Consider the following 16,624-nt stretch of genomic DNA (forward strand, 5'->3'; position numbering starts at 1 on the left):
GGCCGGGATCAGCAGGGAACGCAACCGGGAGTGCAACATGGACAGGTCGAAGCGCGACGCGAGGACCACGGGGCAGGCGGTGGCGCCGGGGACGGAGGGCGGCAAGGTCCTCAAGTTCACCCCGCGCTTGCCCAAGCCAGCCTTCACCGATTACGGCAGCGGATGGTATCATCAGGCCGCGATCGACGGGGCCGATCAGGGGGGAAGCGCCCAGCGCTGATCCGGCCTCCCGGGCCGGCGAGGCTCAGCCCGCGCCGCCGAGGAGCCGGTCGGAGATCGCCCGCACGGCCGCGCGGGTTTCGCCGAGTTGGGCCGCCAGCGTGGCGAAGTCGGGCAGGCCGGACGCACCCGCGATACGGCGCCGGAGTCCCTCGCCGGCCAGGGTCGGGTCGAACGGGCCGTCGACCGCGAGCCGCACCCGCTGCAGGACGTCGCCGAACAGCGTCGAGGCTTCGGCCAGCGCCGCGGCGTCTCCCGGAGAGAGGAGCCGAAGAGCGCGTGCCGCCTCGAAGACCGCTGTCGTCGGCAGGCCGATCAGCGCCGGATGGGCGGCGGCATGGCGCAGGACGACGAACTGGGCGAGGAACTCGACGTCGAGCTGGCCGCCCGCCGCGAGCTTGAGATCCCAGGGACCGGCCGCCGGTTTGCCGCGCGCCACGAGGACCCTCAGCGCCGCGATGGCGGGGCCGAGGGCGTCGCCGCGCGGGCGCATGAGGCTGTCGTGCACGGCCGCGGCGACGCGTTGCCCGAGCCCGGCGTCGCCCGCCACGACGCGCGCCCGCGTCAGCGCCATCCGCTCCCAGGTCTCGGCGTCCCCGGCCTGGTAGTGCACGAAACCGCGGAACTGCGTGGCAACGGGTCCCTGCGTGCCGGACGGGCGCAGCCGCATGTCGACGGCGTAGAGCGGCCCGCGCCGCGTGGCGGCGGTCAGCGCCGCGATCAGCCGCTGCGTCAGACGGATGTAGTAGCGCGAGGCCGCGAGCGGGCGCGGGCCGTCGCTTTCCGGCCCGGCCGGGTCGGCGTCGTAGATCACCATGAGGTCGAGGTCGGAGGCGGCCGTCATCTCGCGCGAGCCAAGCTTGCCGAGCGCGACGACCGCGAGCGTGCCACCCGGCACCCGGCCGTGGTCGTCCGCGAAATCCCGCTCGACCCGGGCCAGCAGCCCGCGCAGCACGGCCCCGGCGAGGTCCGCATAGCGTTCCCCGGCACGGCGCGGCGCGATGGCGCCCGAAAGCAGGCCGAGGCCGATGAGGAAGGACTCCTCGCGCGCGATGTCGCGGGCCCGGTCGAGCACCTCCTCGGTGGTGCCGGGGGCGTCGGCGATGCGGGCCGCGACCTCGGCCGGCGCGGCCTCGCGCTGCAGGGCGGGGTCGATGGCGGCATCGAGCAGGTGCGGGCGCGACGCCACCGTGGCGGCGAGGCGGGGCGCCACGCCCAGCATGTCCGCATAGAGCTGGCGCAGCGCCGCGTTGGACCGCAGGATGCTGAAGAGTTCCGTCGCGGCCGGCATGCGGCTCAGCGCGGCGTCGAAGCCCGTCAGCGCGGCATCGGGGTCGCCGGAGCGCGAGAAGGCCGCCAGCAGGTCCGGCACGAGATCGGTCAGGACCTCGCGGGCGCGCGGGCCGCGGACCGCCGGGCGACGCCCGAAGTGCCAGCCCCGCACGGTCTCGACCGCCTCCGCGGCGCGGGCGAACCCCATGCGGCGCAGCGTCTCCACCGTGCCGGGGTCGATGGCGTCACCCGAGAAGACGAGGCTGCCGGCGGCGGCGTCGAGCCCGGGGGCATGTTCGAAGAGCCGCGCGTAATGGGCCTCGACGGTGGACAGCGCGGCGACGAGCGCGGTTTCGAAGCCGGCGCGGTCGGCGAAGCCCGCGAAGAGGCCGATGCGGCGCAGGCCGTCGGCGTCGGTGGGCAGGCGCTGGGTCTGCTCGTCGTCGACCATCTGCAGGCGGTGTTCGAGCCGGCGCAGCAGGCGGTAGGCGCCGGCCAGGTCCTCGGCGGCGGCGGCGTCGATCCAGCCGTCCCCGGCGAGGGCCGCCAGCATGTCGAGCGTGCGCGGGCCGCGCAGCTCCGGCCGCCGGCCGCCGAAGATCAACTGCTGGGTCTGGACGAAGAACTCGATCTCGCGGATGCCGCCGCGCCCGACCTTGAGGTCGTGGCCCGCCACCGCGACGGCGGCATGGCCGCGCACGGCGTGGATCTGCCGCTTCATGGCATGGATGTCGGCGATGGCGGCGTAGTCGAAGTAGCGGCGCCACACGAAGGGCGCGAGTTCGTCGAGGACGCGGCGCCCCAGCGCGAGGTCGCCGGCGACGGGCCGCGCCTTGATGTAGGCGGCCCGCTCCCAGTTCTGGCCCAGGGCCTCGTAATAGGTGAAGGCCGCCGGCAGCGACACCGCAACCCCGGTGGAGCCGGGGTCGGGCCGCAGGCGGAGGTCGACGCGCAGCACGTAGCCGTCGCCGGTGCGCTCGCCGAGCAGCTTGACCAAGCCCTTGGTGAGCCGGACGTAGAAGCTCGACGGCACGGCGCCGGCCATCAGCCGCGGCGCGTCGGGGTCGTAGAAGACCACGAGGTCGATGTCGCTCGAATAGTTGAGTTCGCCCGCGCCGCCCTTGCCCATGGCCAGCACGGCGAGGCCGCAGCCTTCCGCGCCCCGCCCGGGACCGAGCCGGCCCGCCGCCACCGCCTCCCGCAGCAGCACGTCGAGCGCGGCCGACACGGCGCCGTCGGCGAAGCGCGTCAGCGCCGCCACGACCGCGTCGACGTCCCAGACGCCGCCGAGGTCGGCCAGCGCGACCAGCAGGGCCACCTCGGCCTTGGCGTGGCGCAGCGGCGCGGCGGCGGCGGCCGGCGTCGCGGCCGCCGCGCAATCCGCCGCCATGCCGCGGAGGCAGGCGTCGAGCGTCTCCGCGGGCGGGCCGCCCAGGATGCGGGCGAGCCGCGCCGGGTCGGTGCGGACCAGGCGCCATAGGTAGGGGGAATGGTCCGCCACCGCCGCCAGCAGGGGCGGCACGCCGGGCTCCGCCAGCAGCGGCCCGAGCCCGTGGTCGCCCGTCAGGCCCGCGACCCAGTCGGCGACGCGGTCCGCCGCCGCCTCCGGCCGGTCCGGCCGCGGGGCCGTGGCGAGGCACCGCGCGAGGCTCCCCTCCGGCGCCCGATCCTGCCCGTGCTCGCCCATGGCGGGTCGCCTCCCATCGTCCAAGCGGCCGGGCGGGCCGGTGGCCGGTCCGGTCCCGCCCACAGTGCGCCGTTCAGCGCGCCTCGGCCGGCCGCCGGCCATAGCCGCCGCCGGTCGGGGTGCGGATCGTGATGGCGTCTCCGGCTTCGAGCTTCGTCTGCGCGCAGCCCCCGAGATGCTCCTCCGACCCGTCCCGCCGCCGCACGACATTGTCGCCGAGTTCGCCCGGCTCGCCCCCGTCGAGGCCGAAGGGCCTGATCCGCCTGTGGCCGGACAGGACGGCGCAATCCATGGGCTGGAGGAACCGGATGGTGCGCTCGGTGCCGTCGCCGGCGTTCCAGCGCCCGCGCCCGCCCGAGCCCCGGCGGATGTGGAAGTCTTCCAGCACCACCGGGTAGCGCAGCTCCAGGATTTCGGGGTCGGTGAGCCGGGAGTTGGTCATGTGGGTGTGGATGCCGTCCACCCCCGAGAAGCCGGGCCCCGCCGGCGCGCCCGAACAGATCGTTTCGTAATATTGATAGGTGGCGTCGCCGAACGTCACGTTGTTCATCGTGCCCTGGGCGGCCGCCAGCGTGCCGAGGGCGCCGAACAGGCAGTTGGTGACGGCCTGGCTCACCTCGACGTTGCCCGCCACCACGGCCGCGGGGTGGCGCGGCGACAGCATGGTGCCGTCCGGCACGACGATGCGCACGGGGCGCAGGCAGCCGGCGTTCATGGGGATGGCGCCCTGGACCAGCACGCGGAAGACGTAGAGCACGGCCGCCCGGGTCACGGGGCTCGGGGCGTTGAAGTTGTCGTCGCGCTGGGGCGACGTCCCGGTGAAGTCCACCGTCGCGACGCGGGCCGCGCGGTCCACCGTGATGGCGACCCGGATGTGGCAGCCCTGGTCCATCTCGAGGTCGAACCGCCCGTCGGCGAGGGTCGCCACCACGCGGGCGACGCTTTCGGCGGCATTGTCCTGCACGTGGCCCATGTAGGCCCGCACGACGTCGAGGCCGAAATGCCCCACCATGCGGCCGAGCTCGGCGACGCCCTTGGCGTTGGCGGCGATCTGCGCCTTGAGGTCGTTGACGTTCTGCACGACGTTGCGGACCGGGTAGGGCCCGGAGGTCAGGAGCTGCACGAGTTCGGCTTCGCGGAAGCGGCCGCGGTCGACGAGCTTGAAATTGTCGATGTAGACGCCTTCCTCCGCGATGGTGCGGGCCAGCGGCGACATCGAGCCCGGCGCCGTGCCGCCGATGTCGGCGTGGTGCCCGCGCGACGCGACGAAGAACAGGAGTTCGTCGGCCTCGCCGAAGACCGGCGTCACCACGGTGATGTCCGGCAGGTGCGTGCCGCCGTTGTAGGGAGCGTTCAGGGCGAAGACGTCGCCCCGCCCCATGGCGCCGCCGAAGGCGTCGATGACGCTGCGGACCGACATGTCCATGGAGCCGAGGTGCACGGGCATGTGGGGGGCGTTGGCGACCAGCGACCCGTCGCGGTTGAAGACCGCGCAGGAGAAGTCGAGCCGCTCCTTGATGTTCACCGAATAGGCGGTGTTCTGCAGCGTCAGGCCCATCTGCTCGGCGATGGACATGAAGAGGTTGTTGAAGACCTCCAACAGCACCGGGTCGGCATCGGTGCCGGCCGGCGCCGCGGCGGCGAGGGCCGCGACGCGCTGCAGGATGACGTGGTCGCGCGCCGAAACCTCGAGCTGCCAGCCGGGCTCGACCACCACGGTCTGGTTGGGCTCGATCAGCAGTGCCGGCCCCGCCACCCTGGCGCCGGGCCCGACTTCGGCCCGGAAGAACACCGGCGCGTCGTGCCAGGCACCCTGGGAGAAGAACCGCGTCCGCTCGGCCGGCGCGGGAGGGGCGGCGTCGGTCGGCCGCTCCGGCTCCTCCGCCGAGCCGCCGCCGCCCACCGCCTCGGCGACCAGCGCGTCGAAGGCGAGCGGCTTGTCGGCGTCGACGAATCCGAAGCGGGCGAGATGGGCGGCGTCGAAGGCGGCCCGCATGTCGGCCACCGCCCCGAAGGGCACCGCCAGTGCCGTGTCGGTGCCGGCATAGCGCAGGTGCGCCTCGCGCCGCAGCGCGATGTCGGCGGCCGGCACGCCCTGGCGGGCCACCTCGTCTCGCGCGTCCTCCGCCAGCGCCGCCAGGCCGGCCTCCGCCGCCTCCCGGCCCGCCTCGGCGAGCGGGGCATGGAAGGTGCGCTGGCGCGTCGCCCGGATGGCGGCCAGCCCCATGCCATAGGCCGAGAGCACGCCGGACAGCGGGTGCAGCATCACGGTGCGCATGCCGAGCGCGTCCGCCACGAGGCACGCATGCTGGCCGCCGGCGCCGCCGAAACACTGGAGCGCGTAGCGGGTGACGTCGTAGCCGCGCTGCACCGAGATCTTCTTGATGGCCGAGGCCATGTTCTCGACCGCGATGCGCACGAAGCCGTCGGCCACGGCCTCCGGGCCGCGGTCCCCCGCCATGCCGGCGGCGAGGTCGGCGAACTGCGCCTCGACCCCGGCGCGGTCCAGCGGTTCGCGGCCCTCGGGCCCGAAGATCTTCGGGAAGAAGGCCGGCTGCAGCTTGCCCAGCATGACGTTGGCGTCCGTCACGGTGAGGGGGCCACCGCGCCGGTAGGCGGCCGGGCCGGGGCTGGCGCCGGCCGAATCCGGGCCGACCGTGAAGCGCGCGCCGTCGTAGTGCAGGACCGAACCGCCGCCCGCCGCCACCGTGTGGATCAGCATCATGGGGGCGCGCATCCTGACGCCCGCCACCTCGGTCTCGAAGGCGCGCTCGTAGTCGCCGGCGAAATGCGACACGTCCGTCGAGGTGCCGCCCATGTCGAAGCCGATGACGCGGTCGAAGCCGGCGAGGCCCGCCGTCTCGATGCAGCCCACGACGCCGCCCGCCGGCCCCGACAGGATGGCGTCGCGCCCCTGGAACAGCTCCGCCGCCGTGAGGCCGCCAGAGGACGCCATGAACATCAGGCGGCAGCCGCCGGCCTCGCCGCCGAGCTCGGCCGCCACCCGGTCGACGTAGCGCCGCAGGATGGGGGACAGGTAGGCGTCGACCACCGCCGTGTCGCCGCGCCCGACGAGCTTCACCAGCGGGCTCACGGCGTGCGACGGCGACACCTGGGTGAAGCCGATGGCGCGCGCGATCTCCGCCACGGCGGCCTCGTGCGCCGGAAAGGCGTAGCCGTGCATGAACACGATGGCGCAGGCGCGAATGCCGTCGGCATAGGCCGCCTCCAGCGCCTGCCGGGCCGCCTCGGCGTCGAGCGGCAGTTCCACGGCGCCGTCGGCGCGGACCCGCTCGGCGACCTCGACGACGCGCTCGTAGAGCTGTTCGGGCTTCTCGATCTTCTGGGCGAAGATGTCGGCCCGGGCCTGGTAGCCGATGCGGAGCGCGTCGCGGAAGCCGCGCGTCGTCACCAGAAGGGTCCGGTCGCCCTTGCGTTCGAGCAGGGCGTTGGTGGCGACCGTGGTGCCCATCTTCACGGCGGCGATGCGCTCGGCCGGGATCGGGGCGCCGGGCGCCACGCCGAGGACGTCGCGGATGCCCTGCAGGGCCGCGTCGGGGTAGCGTTCGGGGTTCTCGGACAGCAGCTTGCGCGCCACGAGCCGCCCGTCGGGGTCGCGGGCCACGACATCCGTGAAGGTACCGCCGCGATCGATCCAGAATTCCCACTTGGTCACGGCCGCACTCCCGCTGTTCAGCCCGGCCAATGTCGACGAAACATCGACAAAGTGTCAATGTCGCGGTGTGGGGACCGGCGGGGGCGGGCCGGGAAGGCGGGAGAAGCACCGTGGCGGAGCAGGGCAGCGCGTTCGACGGGCCGGTGGTGTCGTCGGCTCATCTCGCGGCGGGCGCCATGCCGGCGCTGTCGGAATTCGAGTTCGGCACCATCCTGGTGTCGCACGCCTTCGAGCGCTGGATGGTTCGCTGCATGGCGGCGGCCGGCGTGCCGGACCTGTCGCCGGTGGACGTGCTGGTGCTGCACGCGGCCCATCACCGCGACCGGCCCAAACGCATGGCCGACCTCTGCCTCGTGCTGAACATCGAGGACACCCACGTGGTGAGCTACGCGGTGAAGAAATTGGCCCGGCTCGGCCTCGTGGCGACCCGCCTGCAGGGCAAGGAGAAGCTCGTCGCCGCGACCCCGGCGGGGGCGGAGGCCTGCCGGCGCTACGGCGAGATCCGCGAAGCGCTCCTCGTCCGGTCCGTCGCCGCCCTGGGCCTCGACCGCGCGGCCCTGTCGACCCTGGCCGCCCAGATGCGGGTGCTGTCGGGCCATTACGATCAGGCGGCCCGGGCGGCGGCCTCGCTGTGAGGCCGGCGCGCGGGCCCGCCATCAGGCGGTGCCGGCCCCCTGCTTCGCCCGGATCGCCCGCCAGATGCGCGCCGGGGTCGCCGGCATGTCGAGGTGGTCGATGCCGAGCGGTGCCAGCGCGTCGATGAGGGCGTTCATCACCGTCTGGGGCGCCGCGATGGCGCCGGCCTGCCCGGCACCCTTGACGCCGAGCGGGTTGGCGTGGCTCGGGACCGGGAGGGAGGCGAGCTCGAACCCCGGGAGGTCGGCGGCCCGCGGCAGCTGGTAGTCCATGAAGGACGCGCTGAGCAGCTGTCCCGCGGCATCGTAGACGGTGTGTTCGAACAGCGCCTGGCCGATGCCCTGGGCGAGGCCGCCGTGCACCTGGCCGGCCACCAGCAGCGGGTTCACCAGCGTGCCGAAATCGTCGACCGCCACGTAGCGCTCCAGCGTCGCCCGGCCGGTCTCGGGGTCGACCTCGATCTCGGCGGCGTGGCATCCGTTGGGGAACGTGATGGCGTCGAGCGCCGTGTCGACCAGGACGGCGAGGCCGTCCCGGCCGCCGCCGGCCGCCAGCTCCGGGTCGCGGGCGGCTTCCGCCACGGCGTCGAGCGTGACGGACCCGCCCGGCGCCGCGAAGGCGCCGTCGGCGAAGCGCAGCGCCGCGCCCTCGCATTGCAGCAGCTGCGCCGCGATGGCGCGGGCCCGGTCGAGCAGGGTTTCGATGGCCTCGACCAGGGCGGCGCCGCCCTGGTGGAGCGAGCGGGCACCGCCGTGGCCCTTGCCGCGCGGCACGCGGCGCGTATCGGCCTGCACCAGCCGGAACCGTTCGACCGGCAGGCCGAGGCGGTCGGCGGCGACCTGGGCGAAGCTCGTCTCGTGGCCCTGGCCGTTCGACTGGGTGCCGACGAGCAGGCTGACGCTGCCGTCCCGCTCGAAACGCAGGCCCGCGCATTCGCCCGGCCGGCCGCGGGCCGTCTCGAGGTAGCAGGCGAAGCCGAGCCCGCGCAGCCGGCCCCGCCGGGCGGCCTCGGCCCGGCGCTCCGGAAAGCCCGCGGCATCGGCACGCGCCGCGGCGGCATCCAGCGTCGCCGCGAAGGCGCCGCGCTCGACCGCGACGCCGAGCGCGCCCCGGTGCGGGAAGACCGACAGGATGTTGCGGCGGCGCAGCTCCAGCGGCGGCATCCCGAGGCGCCGGGCGGCGATGTCGACGAGGCGCTCGACGAGGTAGTTGGCTTCGGGCTTGCCGGCGCCCCGGTAGGCGTCGACCGGCACGGTGTTGGTGAAGACGCCCCTGACCACGACGGAGATGGCCGGGATGGCGTAGACGCCGCCCATGGCGCTCGCCGCCGCGGCCGTGGGCACGAGCGGGCCCAGGGCCGACAGGTAGGCCCCCATGTCGGCCGCCGTCTCGACCTCCAGCGCCAGGAAGCGCCCGTCGCGGTCGAGCCCCAGCCGGGCCCGCGTGCGGTTGTCGCGTGCCTGGGCCGAGGTGAGGAAATCCTCGCTGCGGCTCGACGTCCACCGCACCGGGCGCCCGAGCCGCCGCGCCGCGGCCAGCACCAGAACGTATTCGGGATGCAGCACGTTCTTCGGGCCGAAGCCGCCGCCGACGTCGGGGGCCGAAACGTGCACGGCATCCTCGGGCAGGGCGAAGACGCTGCCGGCCAGCTGGCGGCGCATCTCGTGGACGCCCTGGCCGCTGAGGAGCAGGTCGAACGCGCCCGAGGCCGGATCGTGACGCCCGACGGCGGCCCGCGGCTCCAGGGGCGCCGCCACGAGACGGTTGTTGTCGAGCGTGAGGTCCACCACGGTCTCGGCCCGGGCCATCGCCGCCGCCACGGCCTCGGCGTCGCCGCGGCGGTCCAGGAAGGCGAGGTTGCCGGGCGCCTCGTCCCAGATCCGGGGCGCTTCCGGACTGAGGGCCGCCTCGACGCCGACCGCGGCCGGCAGGTGCTCGTAGGCGACCGCCACGGCCTCGGCGCCGTCCTGCGCGGCCTCGCGCGTCGTCGCCACCACGAAGGCGACGGGGTCGCCGACGTGGCGCACGCGCCCGCGCGCCAGGGCGGGCCGCGGCGGCACGCGGAGCGACGCCGCCTCGGGCAGTTCGACGTCGCACGGAAGGTCGCCGACCCCGTCCGCGGCGAGGTCCGCCTCGGTGAGCACCGCCACGACGCCCGCCGTCGCCAGCGCCGCCGCGACGTCGATGGACAGGATGAGGCCGTGGGCCAAGGGCGAGCGCACGGCGCAGCCGAAGAGCTCTCCCGCCACCGGCATGTCGTCGATGTAGCGCCCCTGTCCGGTCAGGAAGCGTCCGTCCTCGAGCCGGGGGCGCGGGCGGCCGACCTCGGGCGGCCGCGCGGCCGGCCGCGTCGCGTCCTCGTCCGGCGTCACGCGGCGGATCCGCGCCGTCGCCGCGATGCCATGGCGCGGCCCTCAGGCGGGAAGCGGGATGAACTCGCCGCGGTCGTCCGGCGGGAGGTCGAAGAGCCCCTGACCCCAGCCTCCACCCTGCTCCTGCCCCCAGGTGCCGCGGCGCCACTCCTCCTTGGCAGCCTCGATCCTGTCGAGGCTCGACGAGACGAAGTTCCACCAGACGTGGCGCGGGCCGTTCAGCGTGGCCCCGCCGAGCGCGACGAGCCGGGCACCCGCCGCCCCGGCCGAGACCGTGATGGGGTCGCCGGGACGGAACACCATCATGCGGCCGGCCTCGAACGACTGCCCGGCGACCGCGATGGACCCCTCGACGACGTAGATGCCCCGATCCTCGTGGTCGACCGGCAGCGGGAAGCGGGCCTGCGGGGCGAGCGTGACGTCGAGGTAGAAGGTGTCGCTGTGGAGCCGGGCCGGGGCGGTCTCGCCATAGGCGCGGCCGAGCACGAGCCGGGCCGAAACACCCTCGGCCTCGATCACCGGCAGGGTGTCCCGGCCGTGGTGCTCGAAGCTCGGCGCGATCTCCTCCTTGTCCTCGGGCAGGGCGATCCAGGTCTGGATGCCGAAGAGCGCATGGGGCGACTGCCGGGTTTCCGGGCTGGTCCGCTCCGAATGCGTCACGCCCCGGCCCGCCACCATCCAGTTGACGGCGCCGGGCAGGATGATCTGGTTCGACCCGATGCTGTCGCGGTGGTGGAACTCGCCGCGGTACAGGTAGGTGACGGTGCCGAGCCCGATATGCGGGTGGGGCCGGATGTCGATGCCCTTGCCGGTCAGGAACTCGGCCGGTCCCGCCTGGTCGAAGAACACGAAGGGACCGACCATCTGGCGCTGGGGCGCGGGCAGGGCGCGGCGCACCTCGAAGCCGCCGAGGTCGCGCGCCCGCGGCACGATGACGGTCTCGATGGCGTCGACGGTCGTGGCATCGGGGTAGCCGGCGGCCAAAGACGGGTTCCAGCTCATCTCAGCGCTCTCCGTGATCGCGCGGGACTATGCGACGGCGCTTCGGGCAGGTCCACCGCAGCGCTGCCGCAGCCTGCGGCGCCATGGCCTGCCCCGCGACCTCCCGTCCAGACTCGCCCCCGGCAGAGCCGGACCGGATCCGACGCAGCGTTCTTCGCGCCGTGCAGTAAGGGAACGGTAGTCAAAGCGACAGGAATGCCCGGGCAACCCGCGCGAATCGACCGCGAAGCCGGCATCGCGCCCGCGGCCGCCAGCCCCTGTTAACGGACGCGACGCCATGACGGACGCAAAGGCCGTCATGCCGCGTCCGGGATCACCGTGCTCACAGACCTGACCAAACGACCGGAGGGAGCCCGACCGACAGAGCCCGCAGGCGGCCGTGCGGCGGACGTCCCGCGCGCCGGCATGCGGTCCGGACCCTTCGGCCGCCTGGCGCGAGACAGGCGCGGCGCCGCCGCCGTCGAATTCGCGCTGGTGGGCAGCGCGCTCGTCATGACGATCGTGTTCCTCATGATGGTCGGCTTGTTCCTCTACATCAACCAGGCCCTGGACCGTGCGACCGACCTCGCGGCCCGGCAGATCATGATCGGCACGGTCCAGAAGGCCAACCTGAGTCAGGCCGCCTTCCGCACCACGGTCGTGTGCCCGGCGCTCCCGGCCCCGATCAACTGCGACGACGTGATCGTCAACGTGCAGACCTTGGCCAAGGCCGCCCAGCCGGGCGGCTATTACGCGCTCGTCAACGCCAACCAGACCGGCCTCGTCGTGCCGGCGCTGTCCAACGCGACCGCGCAGTTCAACCCCGGGACACAGGGCGCCTACGTCTACCTGCAGGTCGTGTATCCGCTGACCATCCTGCCGGCCTTCATGACGTCCATGCTGGGGGCGAACTACAGCTACAAGGGCGCCCCGGCCTACCTCACGGTGGCGACGGCCGCCTTCCGGAACGAGCAGTACTGATGCGCCGCCCCGGCCCGCTTCCCCGCCGGTTCCTGGCCGCCGAGGCCGGCACGTCGGCCATCGAATTCGCCCTGGTCCTGCCGGTGCTGGCGCTTCTGTTGCTGGCCGGACTCCAGGTGGTGCTCTACGTCAACGCCACCCGCAGGGTCGAGCTGGTGGCCAATTCCATCAGCCAGATGATTTCCCAGGCGGCGCCGGCCACCCCCAGCAGCACGACCGCGACCGTGAACGCGCTCGACCTGCACTTCAGCTACGATTCCGCGCTGGTCCTGTTCCCGTACCTGATGCGCGACGCCAGCCGCCAGGGCGTCGCCTGGTGGCAGGACATCACCATCGACTATGCCTCGATCCAGTTCACCCAGACCAGCCAGAGCTGTTCCGGCGCGACCGACCAGAGCGCCTGTTACGTCGCCAACGTGGTCTGGACCAGCACGGGCACGGCCGGCAACAGGAACCGACCCTGCGTCGTCGCGCAGGCCGCCGCCGACGACACCGCCGCTCCCTCGCCCAAAACCCTGCCGCGCTCCGTGTTCGGGTCGGGATCCATCATCGCGGTCGACGTGTCCTTCACCTTCGTGCCGACCTTCGGGTCGCAGTTCCTGCAGCCGATCCAGATCACCCGGTCGGTCTTCGTGCAGCCTCGCTACGCCTCGCTGATCAAGTTCGACACCTCCGGCAACGACGGGATCGCATCGACATGCCCAGGCTTCTGACCCGACGCGCGCGGCACAGGGCCCGCTTCGAGCGCTTCCGCCGGTCCGAAGGCGGGAATGTCGCCATCGTGTTCGCCGTCTGCCTGCTGCCGCTCGTCGGGCTCGTGGGGCTCGGCATCGACTACGGCGTCGCGCTCAGCGCGAAATCCAAGCTCGACAACGCCGCCGACGCCGCCGCGATCGCCGCCGTGGCGACGGCGAAGGCCTATGTGGCGGCCAACCCGAACGACGCGAACCTCACCGCCAACGCCATCGCGGCCGGCAAGGACCGGGCGAACCGCGCCTTCGCCGTCAATGCCGCCAGGGTCCCGTTCACGACCGTGCAGGTCCCCGCCATCACGCTCACACGCAGCGCCCAGACCTTCTCGGCATCGGTGCAGTACCAGGCCGTGGCGCGGAACAACTTCGGCCAGATCTTCAGGCAGGCCTCGACCAACCTCGGCGGCAACACGGCCGCGGCGGCGGACATCCCGAGCTACCTCGACTTCTACCTGCTGGTCGACGTGTCGGCGTCGATGGGCCTGCCGTCGACGCTGAGCGGGCAGAACTACCTCGCCGCCAACAACGGCAATTGCCAGTTCGCCTGCCACTTCCCCGACCAGGTCGGCGGCTACAATTTCGCCGTGAGCCACAACATCCAGCTGCGCTCCGGCGCCGTCAACAGCGCGGTGTGCGGTCTCCTGGGGCTCGCCAGGACGCCGAGCGTGCCGAACCAGTATAGGGTCGGTCTCTATCCCTTCGTGACCCAGATGGCGACGCTGTCGCCGCTGTCGTCGAACTACGCGGCGCTGTGGTCTGCCGCCACCTGCGACCAGGCCAATCCCACCGCGTTCACGACGCTGCTCGATTCGGGCGCCACCCAGCTGTCGACCTTCGGCGACACCAGCACGGGCGACGGCAGCGGCGGCACGCATTTCGAGACCAGCCTCGCCAGCATCCAGGCGACGATCGGCCCCTACGGCGACGGCTCGTCGGCCACGAAGTCGAAGCCCTTCGTCTTCCTCATCACCGACGGCATGGAGAACACGCAGCAGTTCGCCCTGTCATCCGGCAACAAGTGGTACTACCCGGGGGGCTCGTCCATCTCGCAGCAGAGGAACCGCTCCTGGTGGACCGGGACCAACCCCGTCGCCATCGACCCGAACCTGTGCGCGGCCCTGAAGGCGGCCGGGGCGACGGTGTCGATCCTCTACATCCCCTACACGACGCTGACGGTGACGGACCAGAATACCTGGGAAACGCAGCAGGCCAATGCCGCATCCGCCAACATCCCCTCGGTGCTTCCGCAATGCGCGACGCCGGGCTTCTTCCAGACCGCCAACACCCCCGCCGACATCAACAACGCCTTGGCGGCCATGTTCAACCAGGCCATCCAGGTGGCGCATCTGCTGAAGTGACGGACGGATCGGCGCCGGGCCGACGCGCGGTCCCGGCGCGGTACGCCCGCCCGCCGCAACGGCAGGCCGGCCTCGACCAGCAACGGCGCGATGGGACGTTACGACAAGTTATCGGGACGCTCAGGCATGGCGGCCCGATCGACCTTGCCGCAAGGTGACGGGACTGGCCCTGGAGCTTCAGGGCTGGCGTAGCCTACGGGTCACGGCTTCGCCCCTCAGCAGGGGCGCGCTTACCGGGCGAAGCCGTGAGACGGTTCCGGCCCCTTTCGAGGCCGGTCGTCCCCCGTGATGCACCACAAGTGGGCAGCCGGTGCAAGCGGCATCGCGCCGCCCTGGCGTGCAAATCACCGACCGCGCCGGCCCTTTTGCCACCGGTCCATCATCGCGGCGCCGACGGTGCGAAACCGCGCTTGCTCCCGCCGACGGCCTCATGGCGTCGATCCGCCGGGCCCGCTTGCGTCACGCCGCGGGGCGACGGCGGCGGCGCTCCAGCCTGGCGATCGCCAGCAGCGCCGGGATCGAGACGGCGGCATAGAGCAGGGCGGCCAGCAGCAGCACGGGGACGCCGGCCCCCTCCGCCCGCCCGGCTCCCTGCAGCGCCCGCCCCGTGAGTTCCGGCAGCCCGACCGCCACGGCGAGCGAACTGGCCTGGAACAGCAGCAAGGCGACGCCGATGAGGCCCGGGACGGCGAGCCGCAGCCCCTGCGGCAGCAGCACGAACCGCAGGACGTCCCCGAACGGAAGACCCATGGCGGCGGCGGCTTCGCGCTGGTCCGCCGGGACCGCGTCGAGGCCGGCCCGGATGACCGTCCCGGCGCCGGCGCAGGCCGCCCAGCCGAGCGCGAGGCTGGCGGCGGCGAAAGGGGACAGCGGCATTCCGGCGGCGGGCAGGCCGAGCCCCGCGGCCTGCAGCAGGATCAGCACCGGTGCGCCGCGGCCGGCGCCGGCCACGGCCAGGGCCGCCCAGCGCAGGGCGAGGTCGCGCGCGCCGAGGCCGAGCGCCAGGACGAGGCCGAGCGGCAGGCCGGCGAGCAGCGACACGCCGGTGACGGCCAGGCTGAGTTCCAGCCCGTCGAGCAGCGCCGGCAGGGCGTCGCGCCAGATCGTCAGCGATGCGGTCATCGGGCCGCCGCGGCCCGCAGGTGCAGGGCCGCCCGGCGCCCCACGGCGGCGACCGCCAGGCCGAGGACGAGGTAGAGCGCGCCCGCCGCCGCGAAGCTCGCCAGCGGACCGGCGCCCGCCCGCGCGGCACGGTCCGCCTCGGCGGCGATGCCGCTCACGCCGAGGAGGGACGCGATGGCGGAATCGCGCAGCAGCCCCGCCGCGAGCCCGGCGGCGGCCGGCAGGGCGGCGGCCAGGAGTTGCGGCGCCAGCACGTCGCGGATGCGGGAGTGCCGCGGCAGGCCCAGCGCCGCCGCGGCCTCCCACTGGGCGGCGGCGACGGCGGACAGCGCCCGGCGGTAGATCTCGGCCATCTCGGCGGCCGCGACCAGGCCGAGGCCCGCCACGGCCGCCGCCCAGGGGGCGATCGGCAGGTCGGCGGCGGCAGCGACGGCGCCGGCGAGCAACAGCCAGAGCAGCGGCGGGACCGCCCGCAGGAGCAAGATGACGAGGCCGGCGAGGAGCCGCGGCAGCGGGACCCGCGACAGCCGCAGCGCGCAGAGCCCGAGCCCCAGCACTGCGCCGGCCAGCCAGGACAGCGTCGCGACGCCGAGGCTCCACGGGAGACCGGAGGCGAGCGCCGCCAGCAGGCTGCCGGTCATCGGTTCAGCACGGCGTCGAGGAAGCGGCGGGCGCGATCGCTGCGCGGGTCGTGGATCACCTGTCGGCTCGCCCCCTGCTCGACGACGCGCCCCTCGGCCATCACGACCACGCGGTCCGAAACCGTCTCGGCGAACTGCAGCTCGTGCGTGGCGACCAGCATGGTCATGCCGTCGTCGGCGAGGCTGCGCATCAGCGCCAGCACCTCGCGCCCGGGCTCGGGATCGAGCGCCGCCGTGGGCTCGTCGAACAGCATCAGGCGCGGCTCGATCGCCAGGGCGCGGGCGATGGCGATGCGCTGCTGCTCGCCGTCCGAGCAGCGCGACGGCGTGTGATGCGCCCGGCCGGCGAGCCCGACGCGCTCGAGCAGGGCGAGGCCGCGTGCTTCCGCTTCGACCCGCCCACGCCCCAGGACGCGCTCCAGCGCCAGGCTGACGTTGCGCAGCACCGTGAGGTGCGGGAACAGGCCGGGCGAGCGGAACACCATGCCGACCATGCGGCGCAGGTCCGACAGTTCCGCCCGGGTCGGGGGATGGCCGGCCTCGATGGACAGGCCGCCCACCCGCACGCGGCCACTGGTCGGCGGCTCGAGCTGGTCGATACAGCGCAGCAACGTGCTCCTGCCCGACCCGCCCGGCCCGATCAGCGACACGACCTCGCCGGCGCGCAGGGTGAGGTTGATGTCGTCCAGGACCACGAGCGCGCCGAACCGTTTCCCGACGGCGTCGAGCCGCAGGACCGGTTCGCGCGCCAGTACGGTGACGCCGGCGGCCCGCATCCCGGAATCGAGGTTCATCGCGCTCGGAGGCTCCCTAGAGGCGTCCCGGCCTCGTCCCGGAAGCTGGAGCGAATCCGGCGGCCGCGCAAGCGCTTCGCGCGACGCGGCCGGCCCGCGGATTGAGCCCCGCCGTGCCGTGGAGCGGATCAAG

General features: G+C 73.7%; 12 protein-coding genes. 5 read left to right on the forward strand and 7 right to left on the reverse strand.

The window, feature by feature from the left end:
* Positions 1 to 37 precede the first annotated feature (37 nt).
* Positions 38 to 220, forward strand: coding sequence for a hypothetical protein (locus tag D3272_RS23710; protein ID WP_129221690.1), 183 nt, complete (start codon positions 38 to 40; stop codon positions 218 to 220).
* A gap of 24 nt (positions 221 to 244) precedes the next feature.
* Here D3272_RS23710 and D3272_RS23715 read toward each other — a convergent pair whose 3' ends face one another.
* Together D3272_RS23715 and D3272_RS23720 are read right to left on the reverse strand one after the other, a co-directional pair.
* Positions 245 to 3,178 (reverse strand): bifunctional [glutamine synthetase] adenylyltransferase/[glutamine synthetase]-adenylyl-L-tyrosine phosphorylase, encoded by a 2,934-nt coding sequence (locus tag D3272_RS23715; protein ID WP_129221691.1) that lies wholly within the window; start codon positions 3,176 to 3,178, stop codon positions 245 to 247.
* 73 nt (positions 3,179 to 3,251) lie between these two features.
* The gene (locus D3272_RS23720) at positions 3,252 to 6,854 is read right to left on the reverse strand and encodes a hydantoinase B/oxoprolinase family protein (protein WP_129221692.1); all 3,603 of its coding nucleotides are present in this window, start codon (positions 6,852 to 6,854) and stop codon (positions 3,252 to 3,254) included.
* 110 nt (positions 6,855 to 6,964) lie between these two features.
* Between D3272_RS23720 and D3272_RS23725 the strand changes: the two genes are divergently transcribed.
* The gene (locus D3272_RS23725; protein WP_245496755.1) at positions 6,965 to 7,489 is read left to right on the forward strand and encodes a winged helix DNA-binding protein; all 525 of its coding nucleotides are present in this window, start codon (positions 6,965 to 6,967) and stop codon (positions 7,487 to 7,489) included.
* A 21-nt stretch (positions 7,490 to 7,510) separates the two neighbouring features.
* On the opposite strand, the gene D3272_RS23730 is transcribed toward D3272_RS23725, so the two are convergent.
* Together D3272_RS23730 and D3272_RS23735 are read right to left on the reverse strand one after the other, a co-directional pair.
* A complete protein-coding gene (locus D3272_RS23730; RefSeq protein ID WP_245496756.1) occupies positions 7,511 to 9,862 on the reverse strand; it encodes a xanthine dehydrogenase family protein molybdopterin-binding subunit in 2,352 nt (783 codons plus the stop codon).
* 42 nt (positions 9,863 to 9,904) lie between these two features.
* Complete coding sequence (locus D3272_RS23735) at positions 9,905 to 10,864, reverse strand: pirin family protein (protein WP_129221694.1); 960 nt, start codon at positions 10,862 to 10,864, stop codon at positions 9,905 to 9,907.
* 405 nt (positions 10,865 to 11,269) lie between these two features.
* Between D3272_RS23735 and D3272_RS23740 the strand changes: the two genes are divergently transcribed.
* From D3272_RS23740 to D3272_RS23750, 3 genes are read left to right on the forward strand one after another with little or no spacing between them, the layout of a single operon-like run.
* A complete protein-coding gene (locus D3272_RS23740; RefSeq protein ID WP_129221695.1) occupies positions 11,270 to 11,824 on the forward strand; it encodes a TadE/TadG family type IV pilus assembly protein in 555 nt (184 codons plus the stop codon).
* Positions 11,824 to 12,537, forward strand: coding sequence for a TadE/TadG family type IV pilus assembly protein (locus tag D3272_RS23745; protein ID WP_129221696.1), 714 nt, complete (start codon positions 11,824 to 11,826; stop codon positions 12,535 to 12,537). The genes D3272_RS23740 and D3272_RS23745 overlap by 1 nt, the downstream gene beginning before the upstream one ends.
* Entirely contained in the window at positions 12,522 to 13,934 is a 1,413-nt protein-coding gene (locus D3272_RS23750) for a pilus assembly protein TadG-related protein (protein ID WP_129221697.1), read from the forward strand. The genes D3272_RS23745 and D3272_RS23750 overlap by 16 nt, the downstream gene beginning before the upstream one ends.
* Before the next feature lie 459 nt (positions 13,935 to 14,393).
* On the opposite strand, the gene D3272_RS23755 is transcribed toward D3272_RS23750, so the two are convergent.
* The 3 genes from D3272_RS23755 to D3272_RS23765 are packed head-to-tail and all read right to left on the reverse strand — an operon-like array spanning position 14,394 to position 16,491.
* Positions 14,394 to 15,056 carry an ABC transporter permease subunit gene (locus D3272_RS23755; protein WP_129221698.1) on the reverse strand — a complete coding sequence of 221 codons (663 nt, stop codon included), beginning with the start codon at positions 15,054 to 15,056 and terminating at the stop codon, positions 14,394 to 14,396.
* Complete coding sequence (locus D3272_RS23760) at positions 15,053 to 15,697, reverse strand: ABC transporter permease subunit (protein WP_129221699.1); 645 nt, start codon at positions 15,695 to 15,697, stop codon at positions 15,053 to 15,055. The genes D3272_RS23755 and D3272_RS23760 overlap by 4 nt, the downstream gene beginning before the upstream one ends.
* Positions 15,694 to 16,491 (reverse strand): amino acid ABC transporter ATP-binding protein, encoded by a 798-nt coding sequence (locus D3272_RS23765; protein WP_129221700.1) that lies wholly within the window; start codon positions 16,489 to 16,491, stop codon positions 15,694 to 15,696. The genes D3272_RS23760 and D3272_RS23765 overlap by 4 nt, the downstream gene beginning before the upstream one ends.
* Between the last annotated feature and the right edge of the window lie 133 nt (positions 16,492 to 16,624).

Source organism: Lichenibacterium ramalinae (assembly GCF_004137085.1).
Classification (GTDB): domain Bacteria; phylum Pseudomonadota; class Alphaproteobacteria; order Rhizobiales; family Beijerinckiaceae; genus Lichenihabitans; species Lichenihabitans ramalinae.

Coding starts and splice junctions, on each gene's coding strand:
- D3272_RS23710 (WP_129221690.1), top strand. CDS start 38: ATGGACAGGTCGAAGCGCGACGCGAGGACCACGGGGCAGGCGGTGGCG.
- D3272_RS23715 (WP_129221691.1), bottom strand. CDS start 3,178: ATGGGCGAGCACGGGCAGGATCGGGCGCCGGAGGGGAGCCTCGCGCGG.
- D3272_RS23735 (WP_129221694.1), bottom strand. CDS start 10,864: ATGAGCTGGAACCCGTCTTTGGCCGCCGGCTACCCCGATGCCACGACC.
- D3272_RS23740 (WP_129221695.1), top strand. CDS start 11,270: ATGCGGTCCGGACCCTTCGGCCGCCTGGCGCGAGACAGGCGCGGCGCC.
- D3272_RS23745 (WP_129221696.1), top strand. CDS start 11,824: ATGCGCCGCCCCGGCCCGCTTCCCCGCCGGTTCCTGGCCGCCGAGGCC.
- D3272_RS23750 (WP_129221697.1), top strand. CDS start 12,522: ATGCCCAGGCTTCTGACCCGACGCGCGCGGCACAGGGCCCGCTTCGAG.
- D3272_RS23755 (WP_129221698.1), bottom strand. CDS start 15,056: ATGACCGCATCGCTGACGATCTGGCGCGACGCCCTGCCGGCGCTGCTC.
- D3272_RS23760 (WP_129221699.1), bottom strand. CDS start 15,697: ATGACCGGCAGCCTGCTGGCGGCGCTCGCCTCCGGTCTCCCGTGGAGC.
- D3272_RS23765 (WP_129221700.1), bottom strand. CDS start 16,491: ATGAACCTCGATTCCGGGATGCGGGCCGCCGGCGTCACCGTACTGGCG.